The following is a 16,013-nucleotide window of genomic DNA, read 5'->3' as shown; positions in this document are numbered from 1 at the left end:
CGGCTGAACGTAGGATGTTTTAAAGGCTACCTGAAAGTGAGGCTGAAATTGCAGTTTCGTTGAAACTTCGTTGCACGGCGGTTGAGCTTTTTGCAGCTTACGCTTTCAGGTAGCCTCTTGAAAGCCATTTGCTGTTGTTCTAAGCAGACACAGCATCGGTTGGGCTCAGCGTTTCCGACGTTTGCCAGCTTTCGGGATGGTGACGGGCGGAGTGTGCCGCAACCGAACATAGCTGACGGCATGCCACAAGCCGATAACGGGCAGAGCCAGGAACATGGCCGCTATCGGTGCAAGCAGCCAGGCATACCAAACCAGCGTGCCGAAGTGCCACCGGCTGAGGGCAAAGCACAGCGGCGTAAACAGGCAGAGGAGCCCGAAGGCGAGCTTCGGGTGTCGGCTGAATGTGTTTTCCAGTATCCACTCAAACAGCGCCTCTATGGGGAGGAAGACGAGGCGGAGCAGGAGTTCAAGGAGGAAATCCATGTTTGGGACGTGAAGGATTGGTGAGGCTGGTGGTTTTGCTTGGCATGAATGGCCGGCCTGTTGTGGTGTATTGCGGAATCATTTGATAAAGGCTACCTGAAATTCAGGTAGCCTTTTGGTTTGCGTCTTAACGCCATGCGGCCAGGAACTCCTGCCAATGCACTTTGTCTTCTTGGATTTTCAGGTAGCCTTTGAGCCGCCGGATTTCCATTTCGTATTCGTCGGCATCGGCTGCACCGCTCATCAAACGGAAGCGTTGGAACATAAGATAGGTGTTGGCAGCGTCGGTTTCGCAGTAGTTGCGGATTTCGCGCAGGCGGCCTTCGTGGAAGGCCTGCCACACCTTGCTGCCGTCCATGCCCAGCTTGCCGGGGAAGCCGCACAGCTTGGCCATGTCGTCTAAAGGCACGCTGGCGCGGGGCTGGTAGAGGGCGAGCAGATCCATCAGGTCGCAATGGCGGTTGTGGTAGCGGTTGATGTAGTTGTTCCACTTGAAGTCGCGGCTGTCGCCGAAATCGCCCTCGCCGGTGTCCCAATAGCGGGCGGCGGAGAGACCGTGGATCAGGGCGCGGTAGTGCAGCACGGGTAGGTCGAAGCCGCCGCCGTTCCAGCTCACCAACTGCGGGGTATGATTTTCGATCAGCTCAAAAAATTTAGCGATGATGGTTTCTTCGCTGTCGCCGATTTCGCCGATGGTGCCCACATGGATTTTGTCGCTGCCCCAGCGCATACAGCAGGAAATGGCCACCACCTGCTGCAAATGATAGGGCATGAAATCGCTGCCATTGTGCGTGGCGCGGCGCTGCTGCTGCGCCCAAGCCACCACATCGGCAGTGGGCGTGTCGGCCGGCAGACCGTGCAGCAGGCGGATGCCGTTGGCATCGGGAACGGTTTCGATATCGAAGGCGAGAATCGGAGTCATGATGGGGGCTTGAGGGTGGGGACGGCATGGATTGTGGCACGAAGCAGGGGTTTCGCCAAGGTTGGCTGATGGGTTTCAGGTAGCCTGTGCGGCAGCTTGGGTAAATCTCCGCGATAGTGGAAGGTAGCGCTTCCGTTTTTGGCAGCGTCTTTCATTGGTTCATCTGGAGCCGGATTGAAAACAAGAGCAGCAAAGCAATTTGCCGCTCTTGTTTGATACACACCTTACCATTTCAACTTCGCCAACGCATCCGCCTTCACAGAGAGCGTGATTATGCACCACTAGATAGTTCCGTCTTCCCCATCCGACAAAATCCCTTTTGATAACAGATATGTTGCCATAGCATCATCATCCAGTACTTTATCAAACTCGCTCAAATAACGGTGAGGGTTCTTGTGGTCGTATTCGGTGATGGTTGTCAGGAACTGGGAAAAATCGCGGTTTTTTTCGGCCAATTCATACATCACCGCATAATCCATTTGCTTTTTATACTGTGCGGGCGACAGGATTTCGCTTTGGCTGAGGTTGGCTGCGTCCAGCAAAATGATGCCGATGCCGAAACTTTGGCTGAGTTTCTGCAAGGCTTCGCGGAACTCGCCATCCTGCGGCACGGATAATGCTACCAAATAGCCTTCGTTCGCCCAGCTGGAATTGCTGACTGCTTGGAAAAAGTATTCTTTATAATTGCCGAAATCCAAATATTTTTTGAGTTCGAACGAGAAAATCTTAATCGGCAGGCGGTCAAACTTCCGCATCCAGGCTTGCAGGCTGCCATGTTCGTAATCGGCATATTCGAACTGTACGCCCACCATATCGGGATAGAGCCATTTGTCCGCGCCTTTTTGGTTTTTGCCGCTTTTTTCGTGGAATATGGTGCGCGACTGTGCGGCAAAGACGGGATGCTCCGCCAGAAACTTGCACAGCAGCGGATGCAGGTCGCGCTCGTGGAATCGGGCTTTTTGTGTTTGGGCGGCAGGCGGCAGGGCGGCGGCGTTTTCGGGCAGCGGCAAAGCTTTCAGGCTGCCTGATATGTGAGAAATATCCTGCCGCAGGGAGAATAGCTTGGGTCGGCTACCCTGCGACGTGATTTTGCCGTCGGGCTTTTTTGCTTCCACATATAACGCCGCACCCACGGTTGCCCACGGCGTTTTGCCGATGGAAGCCAAACCTTGTTCTGGGTTGTAGCCGTCCAGTTCGGCGTAAAGCCGGTTTTGTTCGATAAAATCCCAAATTTCTGATGCGCCGGCTGGGCGTGCCAACTGCTGCAACGCATACAGCGCGAGTTCGTGATAGGTCATGTTTTTCCATCTTTTAAAAATATTGCCCGTTGGCTTGCAGACGGCCTGAAAAAGCAGCCTGCACTGTTTGAGTTTACCGCTTCAACTTCGCCAACGCATCCGCCATCGCCGAATTTGCAGGCTGCTTTTCGCGCGGCGGTTTGCCGGAACGGCTGTTGGTGCCGCGTTTTTCGGTTTCAGGTAGCCTGCGCCCGCGTTTTTCCACACCGGCTTCGTCATCCAAGCGCATGGTCAGCGCGATGCGTTTGCGTGCGGCATCGACTTCCAGCACTTTAACTTTCACCACGTCGCCGGCTTTCACCACTTCACGCGGGTCTTGGACGAATTTATTGGACAGGGCGGAGATGTGCACCAAGCCGTCTTGATGGACGCCGATGTCTACGAATGCGCCGAAGTTGGCGACGTTGGAAACCACGCCTTCGAGTATCATGCCGACTTGCAAGTCGCTGATTTCGTGGATGCCTTCGGCGAAGGAGGCCGTCTGAAACTCGCCGCGCTAGTCGCGGCCGGGTTTTTCCAGCTCGGACAGGATGTCCAGAATGGTCGGCAGGCCGAAGCGTTCGTCGGTGAAGTCGGATGCTTTGATTTGCTTCACGCGCTCGCGGTTGCCGATGAGTTCGGCGGCGGTAATGCCTTGTTGCGCCAGCATTTTGGCGACAACGGGGTAGGCTTCGGGGTGGACGGCACTCGCGTCCAGCGGCTCTTTGCCGCCGTTAATCCGCAAAAAGCCCGCCGCCTGCTCGAAGGTTTTTTCGCCCAAACGCGGCACTTTCAGCAATTTTTTGCGGCTGTCGAACGCGCCGTTTTCATCGCGGTAGGCGACGATGTTTTGGGCAAGGGTTTGATTCAAACCGGAAATCCGCGCCAAAAGGGGGCGGAGGCGGTGTTCACGTCCACGCCGACGGCGTTCACGCAGTCTTCGACCACCGCGTCCAGCGATTTGGCGAGCTGGCTTTGGTTCACGTCGTGCTGATACTGCCCCACGCCGATGGATTTGGGGTCGATTTTGACCAGCTCGGCGAGCGGGTCTTGCAGCCTGCGGGCGATGGACACCGCGCCGCGCAGGGAAACGTCCAAGTCGGGAAACTCGCGCGCCGCCAGTTCGGACGCGGAATAAATCGATGCGCCGGCTTCGGAAACGACGATTTTGTGCAGCCCCATTTCCGGCATTCCGCGCACCAGTTCACCCGCGATTTTGTCGGTTTCGCGGCTGGCGGTGCCGTTGCCGATGGCGATGAGTTTTACGCCGTGTTGTTTAATCAGGCGCGACAGCGTTGCCAACATATTGTTTTCTTGATGCAAATAGACAATAACGGTATCCAGCAGCTTGCCTGTGTCGTCCACCACGGCACATTTCACGCCGTTGCGGTAGCCGGGGTCTAGGCCCAAAGTAGTCAGTCGTCCGGCGGGCGCGGCGAGCAGTAAGGCTTTGAGATTGCGGGCGAACACGGTAATCGCATCGGTATCGGCGGCTTCTTTCAGACGGCCTAAGGCTTCGAGTTCCAGCGACAAAAAGATTTTCGCGCGCCAAGTCAGGCGCACGGTGTCGCGCAGCCATTTGTGGCCGTCTGAAACCTTGAAACGGCGGGCGATGATTTGCTCGTATTCGCTTTGCTGCGTAATCGGCGTGTCGTCGGGCTGGTATTTGAGTGCGATGTTCAACACGCCTTCGTTGCGGCCGCGCAAAACCGCCAGTGCGCGGTGGCTGGGCATGGCGCGGACGGGTTCGCGGTGGTCGAAATAATCGCTGAATTTTTCGCCTTCGGTTTCTTTGCCTTCAACGACTTGCGCGTGGATTTCGGCTTCGTTCCACAGCTTGTCGCGCAGCGTGCCGATGAGTTCCGCGTCTTCGGCAAACTGTTCCATCAGAATCGCGCGCGCGCCGTCCAGCGCGGCTTTGGCGTCGGGGACGTTTTCGTTCAGGTAGCCCTGCGCGGCGGCTTCCACGTCCTGTGGCTGCTCGGCAAGCAACATATCCGCCAGCGGCTGCAAACCGTGTTCGCGCGCGATTTGCGCCTTGGTGCGGCGTTTGGGCTTGTAGGGCAGATACAGGTCTTCCAGCGCGGTTTTGTTGTCGGCGGCTTCGATTTGCGCCCTGAGGTCGTCTGAAAGCTTGCCTTGCTCTTCAATGCTTTTTAAAACAACGGCTTTGCGCTCTTCCAACTCGCGCAGATATTGCAGCCGCTCGGCAAGCTGGCGCAGCTGCGTATCGTCCAGCCCGCCCGTGGCCTCCTTGCGGTAGCGGGCGATAAACGGTACGGTCGCGCCGCCGTCCAAAAGCTCGACGGCGGCGGTGATTTGCGCGGCGGTAGCGGAGAGTTCTTGGGAGAGGATTTGGGTGATGTTCATAAAGTTCCTTGAGTGAATGGGGTGCAGGCTGCTTTTCCAGGCTGCCTGAAAAAGAATGAATGGATATATCCTTGTTCTAATTTAGATACTTCGCCAACACTGCCTGCTTTTGCGCGGGCAGGGATTGGATTTTTTGCTCGCAGGCGGCGATTTCGGCTTCGTATCCGTCAATTTGGGTGATGATGGATTTTTGGGTTTCCAGGTTGGGAACGGGAATCTGCAAATCTTCATAAAATGAGGCAGGCACTCGGCGGTGTCCGCTTGAACCTGTCATTTGTTTTTCGGCAGCCTGACGGATTTGTTTACGGTTTAAGGCATAAAACAAGAAAGCTGGCAGAATTTGGGTTTGATCAGCTCTGAAAACATGAAACTCCGAACTTCCCATACCGATACCGTTTGATAACCCTGTTACCAAAGCACATTTTCCGTTTTCCATACATGGTGTTATTTTGGCAATGATGACATCGTTCTCTCTGAAATAAGTATAAGAGCCCTTGCGTAGTTCGCTTAACGGCTTTTCCGTTTTGTGTTCGATAAATCCATGATTGCTGACTGAAGCCATTTCCACAAAAGAAACTGTTAAGCTGTCCGCCAAAGATCTGATTTCTGATTTTGATGGATTAATACTAGATAATTCATTGATTTTAAACCATTTTACCCCCCCCGCCTGAATCACTTCCAAGTCATTGAATATGTTTGCAATCTTGGCTCGGTATTCTTCGATTTTCATACGGGTATGGTTAAATTCGTCATCGATTTTTTGGCATTCTTCCACAATTTTTTGTTGGATATCCAAGGGTGGAAGCGGGATTTTAATATTATTTATATCGTTTTCATTTAACGAAGGGTAGCCAGAATTTGCTTTTATATCTTGCGCCTTTATCAATGTCAGAATTTCATATAAGAACTCAGTTAAAATTTGATTATTATCAGCAATAATTGTTGCCAAATGAGAAACAACATAGCCATCACATCCCATAATTACCCTATGGTTTAGATATGTTGAAGCACCAGATTTTGGCATTAAAATAGTTCCTTTAGGGAATTTCTTCAAATTTTCAATCCCCTTTTCATTTAAATAGTCTGAAACTTCTATTAAGTTTTTAGATAAATGGACTTTGCCGACATCTGATGTTCTGAAGAATGGATACTTGCCATCTGTGTATAAATGTCTTTCTTGAGGTGCGCTATTCCCACTTGAAACGTTTGCAATGCTCCCCAGCCTTACTAATGTATATTTGCTCACAATCTCAACTTTTTTCTGTGCACTTGTCCGAATAGCTTTATCAAAATCCGCACGTTCGAAATCCAGCATTTCTGTCAGCGGCAGCAGTGCGGCAAATTTTGCCAAGTGTTCGGGTATGTTTTGCAGGCTACCTGAAAAATTTTGCCGTATCAGGCTGTTGAGTTTGGTTTCGTCGAACAGGTTTTGCGGGTTGAAGAGCGGGGTTTGGATTTTGTTGATGCCCTGTAAATTTTGCAGCCCTTCTTCGCCCGTTTCAGCCTGCCCGCTCAGATACTTGATGCCTTCATTGCCCTTTGCTGCGCTCCATTCATAACCCAAAAAGGCTTTTTTCTCTTTGGTTTCGGCCGGCATTTTCACTACCAGCACGTTTTGCGGATTGTTGGCGGCGAGCATGAAATGGCGCAGTTTGTCGGCTTCAATCTCTTTAGCGAAATCGAGCCATGCTTTTTCCATATCGGCACTTTTGGGCAGCTTTTTCTTGTCGAATGCTTTTTTGTATTCCTGAAACACTTCGGTTTCGGCAATTTCTGGCGGCATTTTGCTTTGCGCCGTTAAAAAGGCCTGGTATTGCGCCAGATCGAAGCCGCAATGCCCGCAGTAGTTTTGCAGCAGATGGCTGTCTTCAAACAGGTCGTCAAAACTGAAATTGCCCGATTGCCATTGTTCTACGCGGTTTTGGTAGTGTCCGGCAAGGTTTGGCGTATCGGATTTGCGGCGCAGAAACAGGGTGGCGGTGTTGGTGCCGGTTTTGCCGAATGTGCCGGAACCGAATTCGGCAATGGCGACCAAATCAAAGTATTGCAGGATGATTTCGCGGCATTTGATGTAGATGTTGCCGTTGGTCAGGATGCTGGACGGCAGGATGATGACGGCGATGCCGCCCGAATGCAGGAGCTGTTTGGCTTTTTCGATGAAGAAGGTTTCGATGCTGTTGAAGCTGTCTTCATCGGAAACATGAGGGTAGAGCGTAAATCGGGCTTTGTCTTCTTCGCTCAATGTAGTGAGAAAACCTTTGACACTGTACGGCGGATTGGCAACGAGCAGGGAAAAGCCGCCGTCTTTGAGGTTGCCGTTTTGGGCAAGCGCATCGGCATAGATAATGTTCATTTCGTCCTGCCCGTACATAAAGGCGGACACTTTGGCGACTTTGGAGAGACGATATTCTTTTTCCACGCCGTAAATGTGCGGGTAGAAATCGGCGGGATTTTGCCCGCTTTGCAGCAGGGGTTTAATTTGGCTTGCGTATTCGGTAAGGAAATGTCCTGCACCGCAGGCATAGTCAATTACTTTTGGGGTTTCGCTGTTTTGCAGCAGTTCAGTCAGTGGCAGGCTGGAAATCAGGAATTTAACTATCGGCATGGGCGTGAAAAACTGTCCTTCAGACTGCTTTATGCCCTGGTCTAGGAAGCCTTCAAACAAATCACCGAGAAGCTGGTGCTGCTCTTCTTCGTTTTTGAGTTTGATGTCCTGTAACATCTGCACGATTTCTTTCAGAATGACGGCGTTTTGAAAGAAGAGCTTTTCGTTATGTACGTCCAAAAAGGCAAAGGGATTGTTGGAATAGAATTTCAGTTGGGTGAAATATTCCATTACCGTGCGTTTGGTTTCATCTTTTTGGTTTTTGAACAGATGAAAGGCGTTATTCAGTGTTTCCGCGCTGATGTAGGTTACGTCTTCGCCCAAAAATTCTTTCATGCCGGTTTGGTAAAGCTGTTGCAGGCGGTCTTGCAGGTCATAGTGGTTGTCGCTGGCCGCGCCTTTCCAATAGACCTTTAAATTTTCGGGGTTCGCTTTTTCATCAACGACTTTGCACAGAAACAGGTTTACCAGTTTGTCGAATGCATTTTCACGCGCGGAAACATTGTGTTGGCGCATGATGGTGGCAAACTGGTGGTATTTTTTCTGAATGGTGTTGTTGTCCACAATTTTTAAATCGCGCACATTGTAGGGACGGCTGCCGATATTGAATGGTGCGGATTCAAATAGATTGTGGGAAATAAAGTCCTGCTGGTAGGTTTCGCTCCATACTTTGAAATAGTCGGATTTTGAGCCATTTTCCTCCTGCACTTTTTTGAAACTCAGTAGCTTTTCGTTACTGCCCAGATATTCGTCGTTATCCTTCATAGAAATCAGGTGGTAAACGGATTCTGCCTGATTGTTGACGAAATCGCTTGCATACAGACATAGCCATTGTGCCTGGCGATAACTGTTGTAATAGTTAAAAAGCTGCCCGCCGTCTTTCTGCATCTTCGCCCATGCACGGGAAAATTCTTTGCTTTTGTCGCCATCTACCGTTTTGCATTCGATAAGCAGATAGGGTTGCCCATCATTATCCTGCACAATGATGTCGCAAAATCCGCCCGTCATGCCGTGTCCGCCGGGCATACCCTGCTCCAAAATGATGTGTTCGGGTTTGTAGCCCGATTGCAGCAGGTTATGTATGCATTCAAATACGACAAAGTTTTCAGGCTGACTGAAATTTTTGGTAGTGTCGCGGTGGGCAGTTACACCTTTAGGATAGATGATTTTTTCATTGGCAAAGTTGATTTTTAGTTCGTGTCCGTGCAGGGATTTTGTATAGATTTGGTTTTGTTTGGTGAAGCCCAAATGGGTTAGGAATTGAGGCAGGTTTTGTTTGGTAATCATAATTGAAAGGTTCTTAAAAAATAGGGGAAAAGGAAAGGTTGCCTGAAATAACCGTTTTAAGGTTTTCTTGTTTACAGGCTGGGCTACCTGAAAAATATCATAAGCTTATTCTGCATCATATTATTCGTTATTGTCATAAGAAATGTAGAGCCAGTTGTCCTAGCCGAATAATTCCAGCAGTGCGTCAAAGCAGTTTTGGTTGGCAGTACCGTTGCGTTACTATTTTCGGCACGCTCGCGCTTTTCGTCTTGGAAGAGGCGGGCAAATTGGACGGCAAGGCGGTATTTGTGTTCGTAGGTGTGGGCGGTCATGGGGGAGGGGCTTTCGAGTTGGGGGTGCGGTCGGTTGTTTATTTTGGCAGATGGGTGTTCGTGGTAATTGTGTCGCCTGCGGCAGTTATAAAGAAATCCTTTATAACTGAATTTCCATCTAATTCATTGTCTTCCAATATATTTTTTATGTGTAGGCCGATATTTTGCACGGAGGTGTCAAAAAGTTCGGCCAGTTGGCTTTGGTTGAGCCAGACGGTGTGTTCCTGCACCAGCAGGTTCACTTGGATGCGGCCGTCTTCGGTTTGGTAAATCAGAATTTCGGACATGGTTTTCCTTGTTTACAGGGCGGCAGGCTACCTGAAAATCGGATTATGCCATATCCACCAATCAGTTTTAGCCTTGCAGAAAGTCAGTCCCCTTATGGTAACTTTAGTTTTCAGGTAGCCTTCCTACCTAAACTCAGGCTACCTGAAAGCCGCCGTGCGCAAACTTTGCTAAAATGCCGCCAACTTTTTCTATGGAAACCGTTATGCAACAGCAGCCAGACGACCAGCAGGAATGGGTGAGCAAAACCCGCCGCAAAAAAGAAATGCACGATTTGCAGGATTTGGGCATGCAGCTTGCCCGCCTTTCCGGCGACACCTTGAAGAAAATCGAATTGCCTGAGGAATTGCGCGAAGCCATTGCCATGTATAAGAAAATCAACAGCAACGGCGCGCTCAAGCGGCAAACGCAATACATCGGCCGCCTGATGCGCGATCTCGATCCGGAGCCGATCCGCGAGTTTCTCGACAAACTGCAGGGCAGCCACGCTGCCTACAACGCTTTCTTGCAGCGTGTGGAACAGATGCGCGAAACCCTGTTGGAAAACGACGATGCGCTCACCGACTTCCTGCGCGATTACCCCGCCGCCGAAGCCGGCCAGTTGCGCACCCTGATTCGCAACACGCGCAAGGAACGCGAGCAGGCCAAGCCGCCCAAACACTTCCGCGCGCTCTACCGCTACCTGAAAGAAGCGATGGAGGCGGATAATCCCGCCGCAGATGTGCCGGAGGAGGAAGACGGGCAGGGTGTGGAGCAGGAATAAGCGGTTTAGCCCTAGCTAGCAAGAAAAGGCTACCTGAAAAACGGTTTTCCAGTTTTCAGGTAGCCTTTATTTTGTTTGCCGGATGGTGCCTGGCTTGGTGCTGATAGCGGATGAAAATCAAAATAGGGTAGGGTGAGCCAACTCCGTATTTAATCCGCTATGCTGCGGCCAGTCGGGCTTGGTTGGGCATCGCGGTTTCATCCTTTTGATTTCACTGTTGGGGGGTATGCTAACAAGGAGAGGGCATCCATCCCGATTGTGGCTTAACCTTGCCATTTCGGCAAACGCGCTATAATGCCACGTTTCCCAGTTTTACCCCGCAGCGGAGCAGCACCATGACCTCATCCAGCCAACGCCCAGCCGATTCCTCCCATGCCGACGGACAAACGCCGAGGCGGCGCGCGTGGGCGGGCTATACCGACCGCCGCGCCATCGCCATGTTGTTGCTCGGTTTTGCGGCGGGGATTCCGATTTTGCTGATTTTCTCCAGCCTCTCGCTGTGGCTCACCGAAGCCGGCGTCGACCGCGCCACGGTTACCATGTTCAGCTGGGCGGCATTGGGCTATTCCTTCAAATTCATCTGGGCGCCGTTAATCGATGCGCTGCCGCTGCCGTGGCTAACGCGCCGTTTCGGGCAGCGGCGCGGCTGGTTGCTGCTGGCGCAGGGGCTGATTATCACCGCGATTTTGGCGATGGCCGCGCTCAATCCGGCTAATGCGGCGGTGTTGCCGTGGATGGCGGCAGCGGCGGTGTTGCTCGGCTTTTCTTCGGCCACGCAGGACGTGGTGATTGATGCCTACCGCATCGAAAGCGCGCCGGGCGATGCGGCGATGCAGTCGGTGATGTCGGCCACCTATACGGCGGGCTACCGCGTGGGCATGATTGTGGCCGGGGCGGGCGCGTTGTGGCTGGCCAGCGGCTTCGGCTCGGAAAAGGGACATTATCTGTATGCCGCTTGGCGCAACACTTATTGGCTGATGGCGGCCACCATGGGCGCCGGCGTGCTCACCACGCTGTGGGTGGCCGAGCCTGCGGTAAAACGCGAACGGCCGGCCGGCTTGGCGCTGGGCGACAATGCGCGGCTGGTGGGCTTGTTTGTGTGCGCGGTGGCGGCTTTTGTGCTGGTGTTCCGCTGGGCTGGCGGGTGGCTACCTGAAAACCAAGGGCCGCTGCTTTCCCTGTTGTGGGAAGGCGCGCGGCTTTCGGCGGCATTGATGGCGGCGGTGCTGACGGGGCGGCTGTTGGTGATGCTGGGGCTGGTGTGCGGCGAAGTGGTGCGGCAAACCTGGGTGTTGCCGCTGGCCGACTTTTTTCAGCGCTACGGCCGCCATGCCGCGCTGCTGTTGGCCTTAATCGGGCTATACCGCATTTCGGATATTGTGGCCGGGGTGATTGCCAATGTGTTTTATGCCGATATGGGCTTCAGCAAAGACGAGATTGCCGGGGCGGTGAAAACCTTCGGCGTGCTGATGTCGATTGCCGGCGGCTTCTTCGGCGGCCTCTTGGCGCAGCGGTTTGCCGTGATGCGCATGATGATGCTCGGCGCCGTGCTGGCTTCGGCCACCAATTTGCTGTTTATCCTGCTGTTTTGGCAGGGGCACAATCTGCCCTTCCTCTATTTGGCCGTGGCCTTCGACAATCTGGCGGGCGGCTTGGCCAGCGCCGTATTCGTGGCCTTTCTCTCCTCGCTCACCAGTATCCGGTTTACCGCCGTGCAATACGCCCTGTTTAGCTCGCTGATGACGCTACTGCCCAAAACGCTGGGCGGCTACTCCGGCAGTATCGTGAACCAAATCGGCTACGACGGCTTCTTCCTCTTCACCGCGCTCTTGGGCCTGCCGGTGCTCGGCCTGGTGTGGCTGGTGGGGCGCAAGCTGCCGCTGCGGAGGTGAGGGTTCAGGTAGCCTCAAGCAGGGATGAAAGGCTACCTGAAAACAGGAATTCCAACGAAATTAATCTTAACTGCTTAAAAATAATTATATAAAACAAGCCACAATATTCCACCGTAGACACACCGTCCGCCTTTTGGTGTAGACTGCACGCCACCCAGCGTTATTTTTAGGAGTCAAACCATTATGCTGAAAAATATTCTCACCGCCGCCGTATTGTCTGCCTTGCTCGGCGCCTGCGCCGCTACCGGCAGCGGCGATGCCTTCCCCGCCCGTGCCGACCAGCTTTCCGCTCGCACTGAGCAGGCTGCCGCCGCCCTGCGCCAACGCGAAGCGCAAGAAAATATCATTGCCTACTACGATGCTGACGGCGACGCTGCCGACCGTCCGATGAAAGGCGGCTATTACCGCGTGCTGCTCGGCCGCACAGCCGACGGCAAAGCCGTGGTGCAGGATTTCTACCAAGACAGCCGCACCAAGCAGATTAACCCCGTTATCATCAGCAAAGACAGCGAGCTGAAAAACTCCAGCTCCGAAGTGATTGAAGGCTTGGTGGTGTGGTACACCCCCGAAGGCCGCCTCACTAATTTTGCCGAAATCCATGACGGCAAATCGCAACGTGTCGGCATGTATGCTGAAAATGGCCAGCTGGTGTTGAGTATTGCGGGTGAGCCGGATGTTAAAGATACACCCTTCGAAATAAAAGGCTTCTACGAAAACGGCAAACCGATGTTCGAGCTAATTGATAACCACACCGACAACGGTTTGGTGCGCACCTACTACTACACCAACGGCAACAAGCTGATGCAGAGCGTGGGCAAAGAGAATGCGGTTAAAACCGAATTCTGGAAAGAAGACGGCAGCAGCGCTACGGCAGACGAGGTGCAGACTCAGCTGCGCGAGAGCCTCCAGCGCGTGAATTATCTGATGAGCAAACACCTGCGCTAAAGCTGGTATAAACCATCAAAGGCTACCTGAAAACCTTCAGGTAGCCTTTTGCTATGGCGGTGTGGGTAGCATCCTGTATGGAAAAATAATGAGTTTGGCTATAGAATTGCATCAATCTGCCAATCGCGCAGATACTCACCAATTCCAATAGGGAAATCTATGAATAAACTCTTCGCCACTGTGGCTGCGGCCCTGTTGCTGGCCGCCTGTAATCCCAATCAAAACAATAGCCAAAACAACGCAGTATTTGCACCGCCGGCTGCTTCCAACACTGCCGAAGGCCAGCAGGCGCCTGCTATGGCCTTGCCTGCCGATGCAACAGAACTTGAAGCGGCGGCTGCCAAAGCCGTGGAAGGTTATCAGCCTGCTGCTGAGAAGCAGGTGATTTATTTCGACAAAGATTCCAAACCCACCGATAAACCCAGCGTCGGCGGCTATTACCGCGAAGTGTTGGGCACCATGCCCGACGGCCGCCTAGTGGTGCAGGATTTCTACCAAGACAGCGGTAAACCGCAGATTCTGCCCGCCATTATCTCCAAAGACGGCGATCCGAAAAATTTCTCCACCGATGTGAACGATAGCCTGGTGGTGTGGAAAGAGGAGGACGGCACGGTATTTGCCGCCGGCAAATTTACCCAAGGCAAACTTGACGGCTGGTACGGTATGTACCGCAACGGCCGCCAGGTTCTCCAAGTTCGTGATAGTGGGTCTGAGTCGGATGACGAAGTGGTGTTCTTCTATAACGATGGCAAACCGATGGTGTGGGGTCGTTCCGCTGCAGACAAGCAACGTCTCATCTTAAACCACTATTATCCAGGCGGTGGCATCATGCTTCACTCCATTGTCAACATCAACGGGACAGAGCAACCCGTTCTCTCCGCTTGGGACAAACAAGGCAAACCCACCTCCGTGGACACCATCAAAGAAGATTGGGAACCCATTCGATCTTCCTTGGTTGAGCTGCAAGAGTATATGGAGCAGCTCAAAACTGTGATAGGCGACGGACAGTCTGCTTCCGAGCCTAAGTAACGCAATGACCTTACAGCCGCTTAACGCAGAGTGATGCCAACACTTTCCTATGCTAAGCGGCTGATTCTTTCTCCACCCCGCTTTTCACACAAAAGGAGCTTCAATATGTCTCAATTCGACGTAGTGGTAATCGGCGCCGGCCCCGGCGGTTATGTTGCCGCCATCCGCGCCGCACAGCTGGGTTTCAAAACCGCCTGTATCGATGCCGGCGTGAATAAGGCCGGCGACGCCCCTGCTTTGGGCGGCACCTGCCTGAACGTGGGCTGCATCCCTTCCAAAGCTCTGTTGCAATCGTCCGAGCATTTCCATGCTGCGCAGCATGACTTTGCCGAACACGGCATCACTGTGGGCAATGTGCAGTTTGACGCCGCCAAGATGATCGAGCGCAAAGACGCCATCGTCACCAAGCTCACGGGCGGGATTAAGTTCCTGTTTCAGAAAAATAAAGTAACCAGCCTGTTCGGCACGGCCTCCTTCGTGGGTAAAAACGGCGATTTCTGGCAGCTGGAAGTGGACGATAAAGGCGCAAAAACCACGGTTGAGGGTAAGCACATCATCGTGGCCACCGGCTCCACCCCGCGCGCGCTGCCCTTGGTGGACATCGACAACGTAAACGTGTTGGATAACGAAGGCGCGTTGAATCTGACCCAAGTGCCGGCCAAGCTCGGCGTTATCGGCGCAGGCGTCATCGGTTTGGAAATGGGCTCGGTGTGGAAACGCGTGGGCGCGGAAGTTACCATTTTGGAAGCCTCCTCCGTGTTCCTTGGCGCCGCCGACCAGCAGATTGCCAAAGAAGCGTTCAAATACTTCACCCGCGAGCAAGGCTTGAACATCCAGCTGGGCGTGAAACTGAACAAAATCACCAGCGGCAGCAAAGTGGTGGTGGAATACAACAACGCCAAAGGCGAAGCGCAAACTGCCGAGTTCGATAAGCTCATCGTGGCCATCGGCCGCATGCCCAACACCCACGGCCTGAATGCCGAAGCGGTCGGCCTGCAGAAAGACGAGCGCGGTTTTATCGTGGTGGACGGCGAATGCCGCACCAACCTGCCCAACGTATGGGCCATCGGCGACGTGGTGCGCGGCCCGATGCTGGCGCACAAAGCCAGCGACGAAGGCGTGGCCGTGGCCGAACGCATCGCCGGGCAGAAACCGCACCTCGATTTCAACACCATCCCGTGGGTCATCTACACCGACCCGGAAATCGCCTGGGTGGGCAAAACCGAAGAGCAGCTCAAAGCCGAAGGCGTGGACTACAAAAAAGGCACGTCCGGCTTTGCCGCCAACGGCCGCGCCATGGGTTTGGGCAAAGCCAAAGGTACGGTTAAAGTACTGGCCGATGCCAAAACCGACCGCATCTTGGGCGTGCACATGATCGGCCCGATGGTAAGCGAGCTGATCAGCGAAGGCGTGGTGGGCATGGAGTTCTGCGCCAGCAGCGAAGACATCTCCCGCATCGTCCACGCCCACCCGACCCTGTCGGAAGTGGTGCATGAAGCCGCCCTGGCCGCCGACAAGCGCGCCCTGCACGGCTAATCCTGCCGCCGCCTGCCTTGTGCGAAATGGCGCGCAGGGCAGGCAGGATGTGATGAAGGCTACCTGAAATGGTTTGCAGATTTCAGGTAGCCTTTTGTGTGCCTGCCGATTATGGAGCGGGCTTGGTTGGGGCTATCTGAAATGCTGAAGAAGCGGGTTTGATGATGTGGGAATCAACGACGTTGTACCGCTCGGTCTTCTTCTTTTCCCATTCTCTGTATATCCGCCCTGCTGCCACAGCTAAGGCTACCTGAAAATAGGGCGAACGTATTTCCGGCTTCGTTGATGCTCTGCTTTCAGGTAGCCTG

General features: G+C 53.3%; 10 protein-coding genes and 1 pseudogene. 5 read left to right on the top strand and 6 right to left on the bottom strand.

The window, feature by feature from the left end; translation table 11 throughout:
• Positions 1-165: 165 nt before the first annotated feature.
• The 6 genes and pseudogenes from A7Q03_RS10235 to A7Q03_RS07375 all read right to left on the bottom strand — a co-directional run bounded on the left by A7Q03_RS10235 (position 166) and on the right by A7Q03_RS07375 (position 9,542).
• The gene (locus A7Q03_RS10235) at positions 166-483 is read right to left on the bottom strand and encodes a hypothetical protein (protein WP_153705676.1); all 318 of its coding nucleotides are present in this window, start codon (positions 481-483) and stop codon (positions 166-168) included.
• Between the two features lie 127 nt (positions 484-610).
• A complete protein-coding gene (locus A7Q03_RS07400) occupies positions 611-1,405 on the bottom strand; it encodes a 3'-5' exonuclease (protein ID WP_067448670.1) in 795 nt (264 codons plus the stop codon).
• A gap of 281 nt (positions 1,406-1,686) precedes the next feature.
• Entirely contained in the window at positions 1,687-2,703 is a 1,017-nt protein-coding gene (locus A7Q03_RS07395; protein WP_067448668.1) for a hypothetical protein, read from the bottom strand.
• Positions 2,704-2,776: 73 nt separating this feature from the next.
• Positions 2,777-5,052 (bottom strand): annotated as a pseudogene (locus A7Q03_RS07390) (Tex family protein).
• Between the two features lie 76 nt (positions 5,053-5,128).
• Positions 5,129-8,944 (bottom strand): restriction endonuclease subunit S, encoded by a 3,816-nt coding sequence (locus A7Q03_RS07385; RefSeq protein WP_067448663.1) that lies wholly within the window; start codon positions 8,942-8,944, stop codon positions 5,129-5,131.
• Between the two features lie 349 nt (positions 8,945-9,293).
• Positions 9,294-9,542 carry a hypothetical protein gene (locus A7Q03_RS07375; RefSeq protein ID WP_067448659.1) on the bottom strand — a complete coding sequence of 83 codons (249 nt, stop codon included), beginning with the start codon at positions 9,540-9,542 and terminating at the stop codon, positions 9,294-9,296.
• 203 nt (positions 9,543-9,745) lie between these two features.
• Between A7Q03_RS07375 and yjgA the strand changes: the two genes are divergently transcribed.
• From yjgA to lpdA, 5 genes are all read left to right on the top strand, one after another.
• Positions 9,746-10,303: a ribosome biogenesis factor YjgA gene (yjgA, locus tag A7Q03_RS07370; protein ID WP_067448656.1), complete on the top strand. Its 558-nt coding sequence runs from the start codon at positions 9,746-9,748 to the stop codon at positions 10,301-10,303.
• 437 nt (positions 10,304-10,740) lie between these two features.
• Entirely contained in the window at positions 10,741-12,195 is a 1,455-nt protein-coding gene (locus tag A7Q03_RS07365) for an MFS transporter (protein ID WP_082880731.1), read from the top strand.
• Between the two features lie 183 nt (positions 12,196-12,378).
• On the top strand, positions 12,379-13,140 hold the full coding sequence (locus tag A7Q03_RS07360; RefSeq protein ID WP_067448653.1) for a hypothetical protein: 762 nt from the start codon (positions 12,379-12,381) through the stop codon (positions 13,138-13,140).
• A 159-nt stretch (positions 13,141-13,299) separates the two neighbouring features.
• Positions 13,300-14,169, top strand: coding sequence for a hypothetical protein (locus tag A7Q03_RS07355; RefSeq protein WP_067448651.1), 870 nt, complete (start codon positions 13,300-13,302; stop codon positions 14,167-14,169).
• 105 nt (positions 14,170-14,274) lie between these two features.
• Entirely contained in the window at positions 14,275-15,705 is a 1,431-nt protein-coding gene (gene lpdA, locus A7Q03_RS07350; RefSeq protein WP_067448649.1) for a dihydrolipoyl dehydrogenase, read from the top strand.
• Positions 15,706-16,013: the final 308 nt, after the last annotated feature.

This window comes from Eikenella sp. NML99-0057 (assembly GCF_001648535.1).
GTDB lineage: Bacteria > Pseudomonadota > Gammaproteobacteria > Burkholderiales > Neisseriaceae > Eikenella > Eikenella exigua.
Note: the sequence above shows the minus strand (reverse complement) of the source record. Positions and strands in the feature narration are given on the sequence as shown.

Excerpts from the sequence above, each read along its gene's own strand:
- A7Q03_RS10235 (WP_153705676.1), bottom strand. The coding sequence starts at position 483 with ATGGATTTCCTCCTTGAACTCCTGCTCCGCCTCGTCTTCCTCCCCATA.
- A7Q03_RS07400 (WP_067448670.1), bottom strand. The coding sequence starts at position 1,405 with ATGACTCCGATTCTCGCCTTCGATATCGAAACCGTTCCCGATGCCAAC.
- A7Q03_RS07395 (WP_067448668.1), bottom strand. The coding sequence starts at position 2,703 with ATGACCTATCACGAACTCGCGCTGTATGCGTTGCAGCAGTTGGCACGC.
- A7Q03_RS07385 (WP_067448663.1), bottom strand. The coding sequence starts at position 8,944 with ATGATTACCAAACAAAACCTGCCTCAATTCCTAACCCATTTGGGCTTC.
- A7Q03_RS07375 (WP_067448659.1), bottom strand. The coding sequence starts at position 9,542 with ATGTCCGAAATTCTGATTTACCAAACCGAAGACGGCCGCATCCAAGTG.
- yjgA (WP_067448656.1), top strand. The coding sequence starts at position 9,746 with ATGCAACAGCAGCCAGACGACCAGCAGGAATGGGTGAGCAAAACCCGC.
- A7Q03_RS07365 (WP_082880731.1), top strand. The coding sequence starts at position 10,741 with ATGTTGTTGCTCGGTTTTGCGGCGGGGATTCCGATTTTGCTGATTTTC.
- A7Q03_RS07360 (WP_067448653.1), top strand. The coding sequence starts at position 12,379 with ATGCTGAAAAATATTCTCACCGCCGCCGTATTGTCTGCCTTGCTCGGC.
- A7Q03_RS07355 (WP_067448651.1), top strand. The coding sequence starts at position 13,300 with ATGAATAAACTCTTCGCCACTGTGGCTGCGGCCCTGTTGCTGGCCGCC.
- lpdA (WP_067448649.1), top strand. The coding sequence starts at position 14,275 with ATGTCTCAATTCGACGTAGTGGTAATCGGCGCCGGCCCCGGCGGTTAT.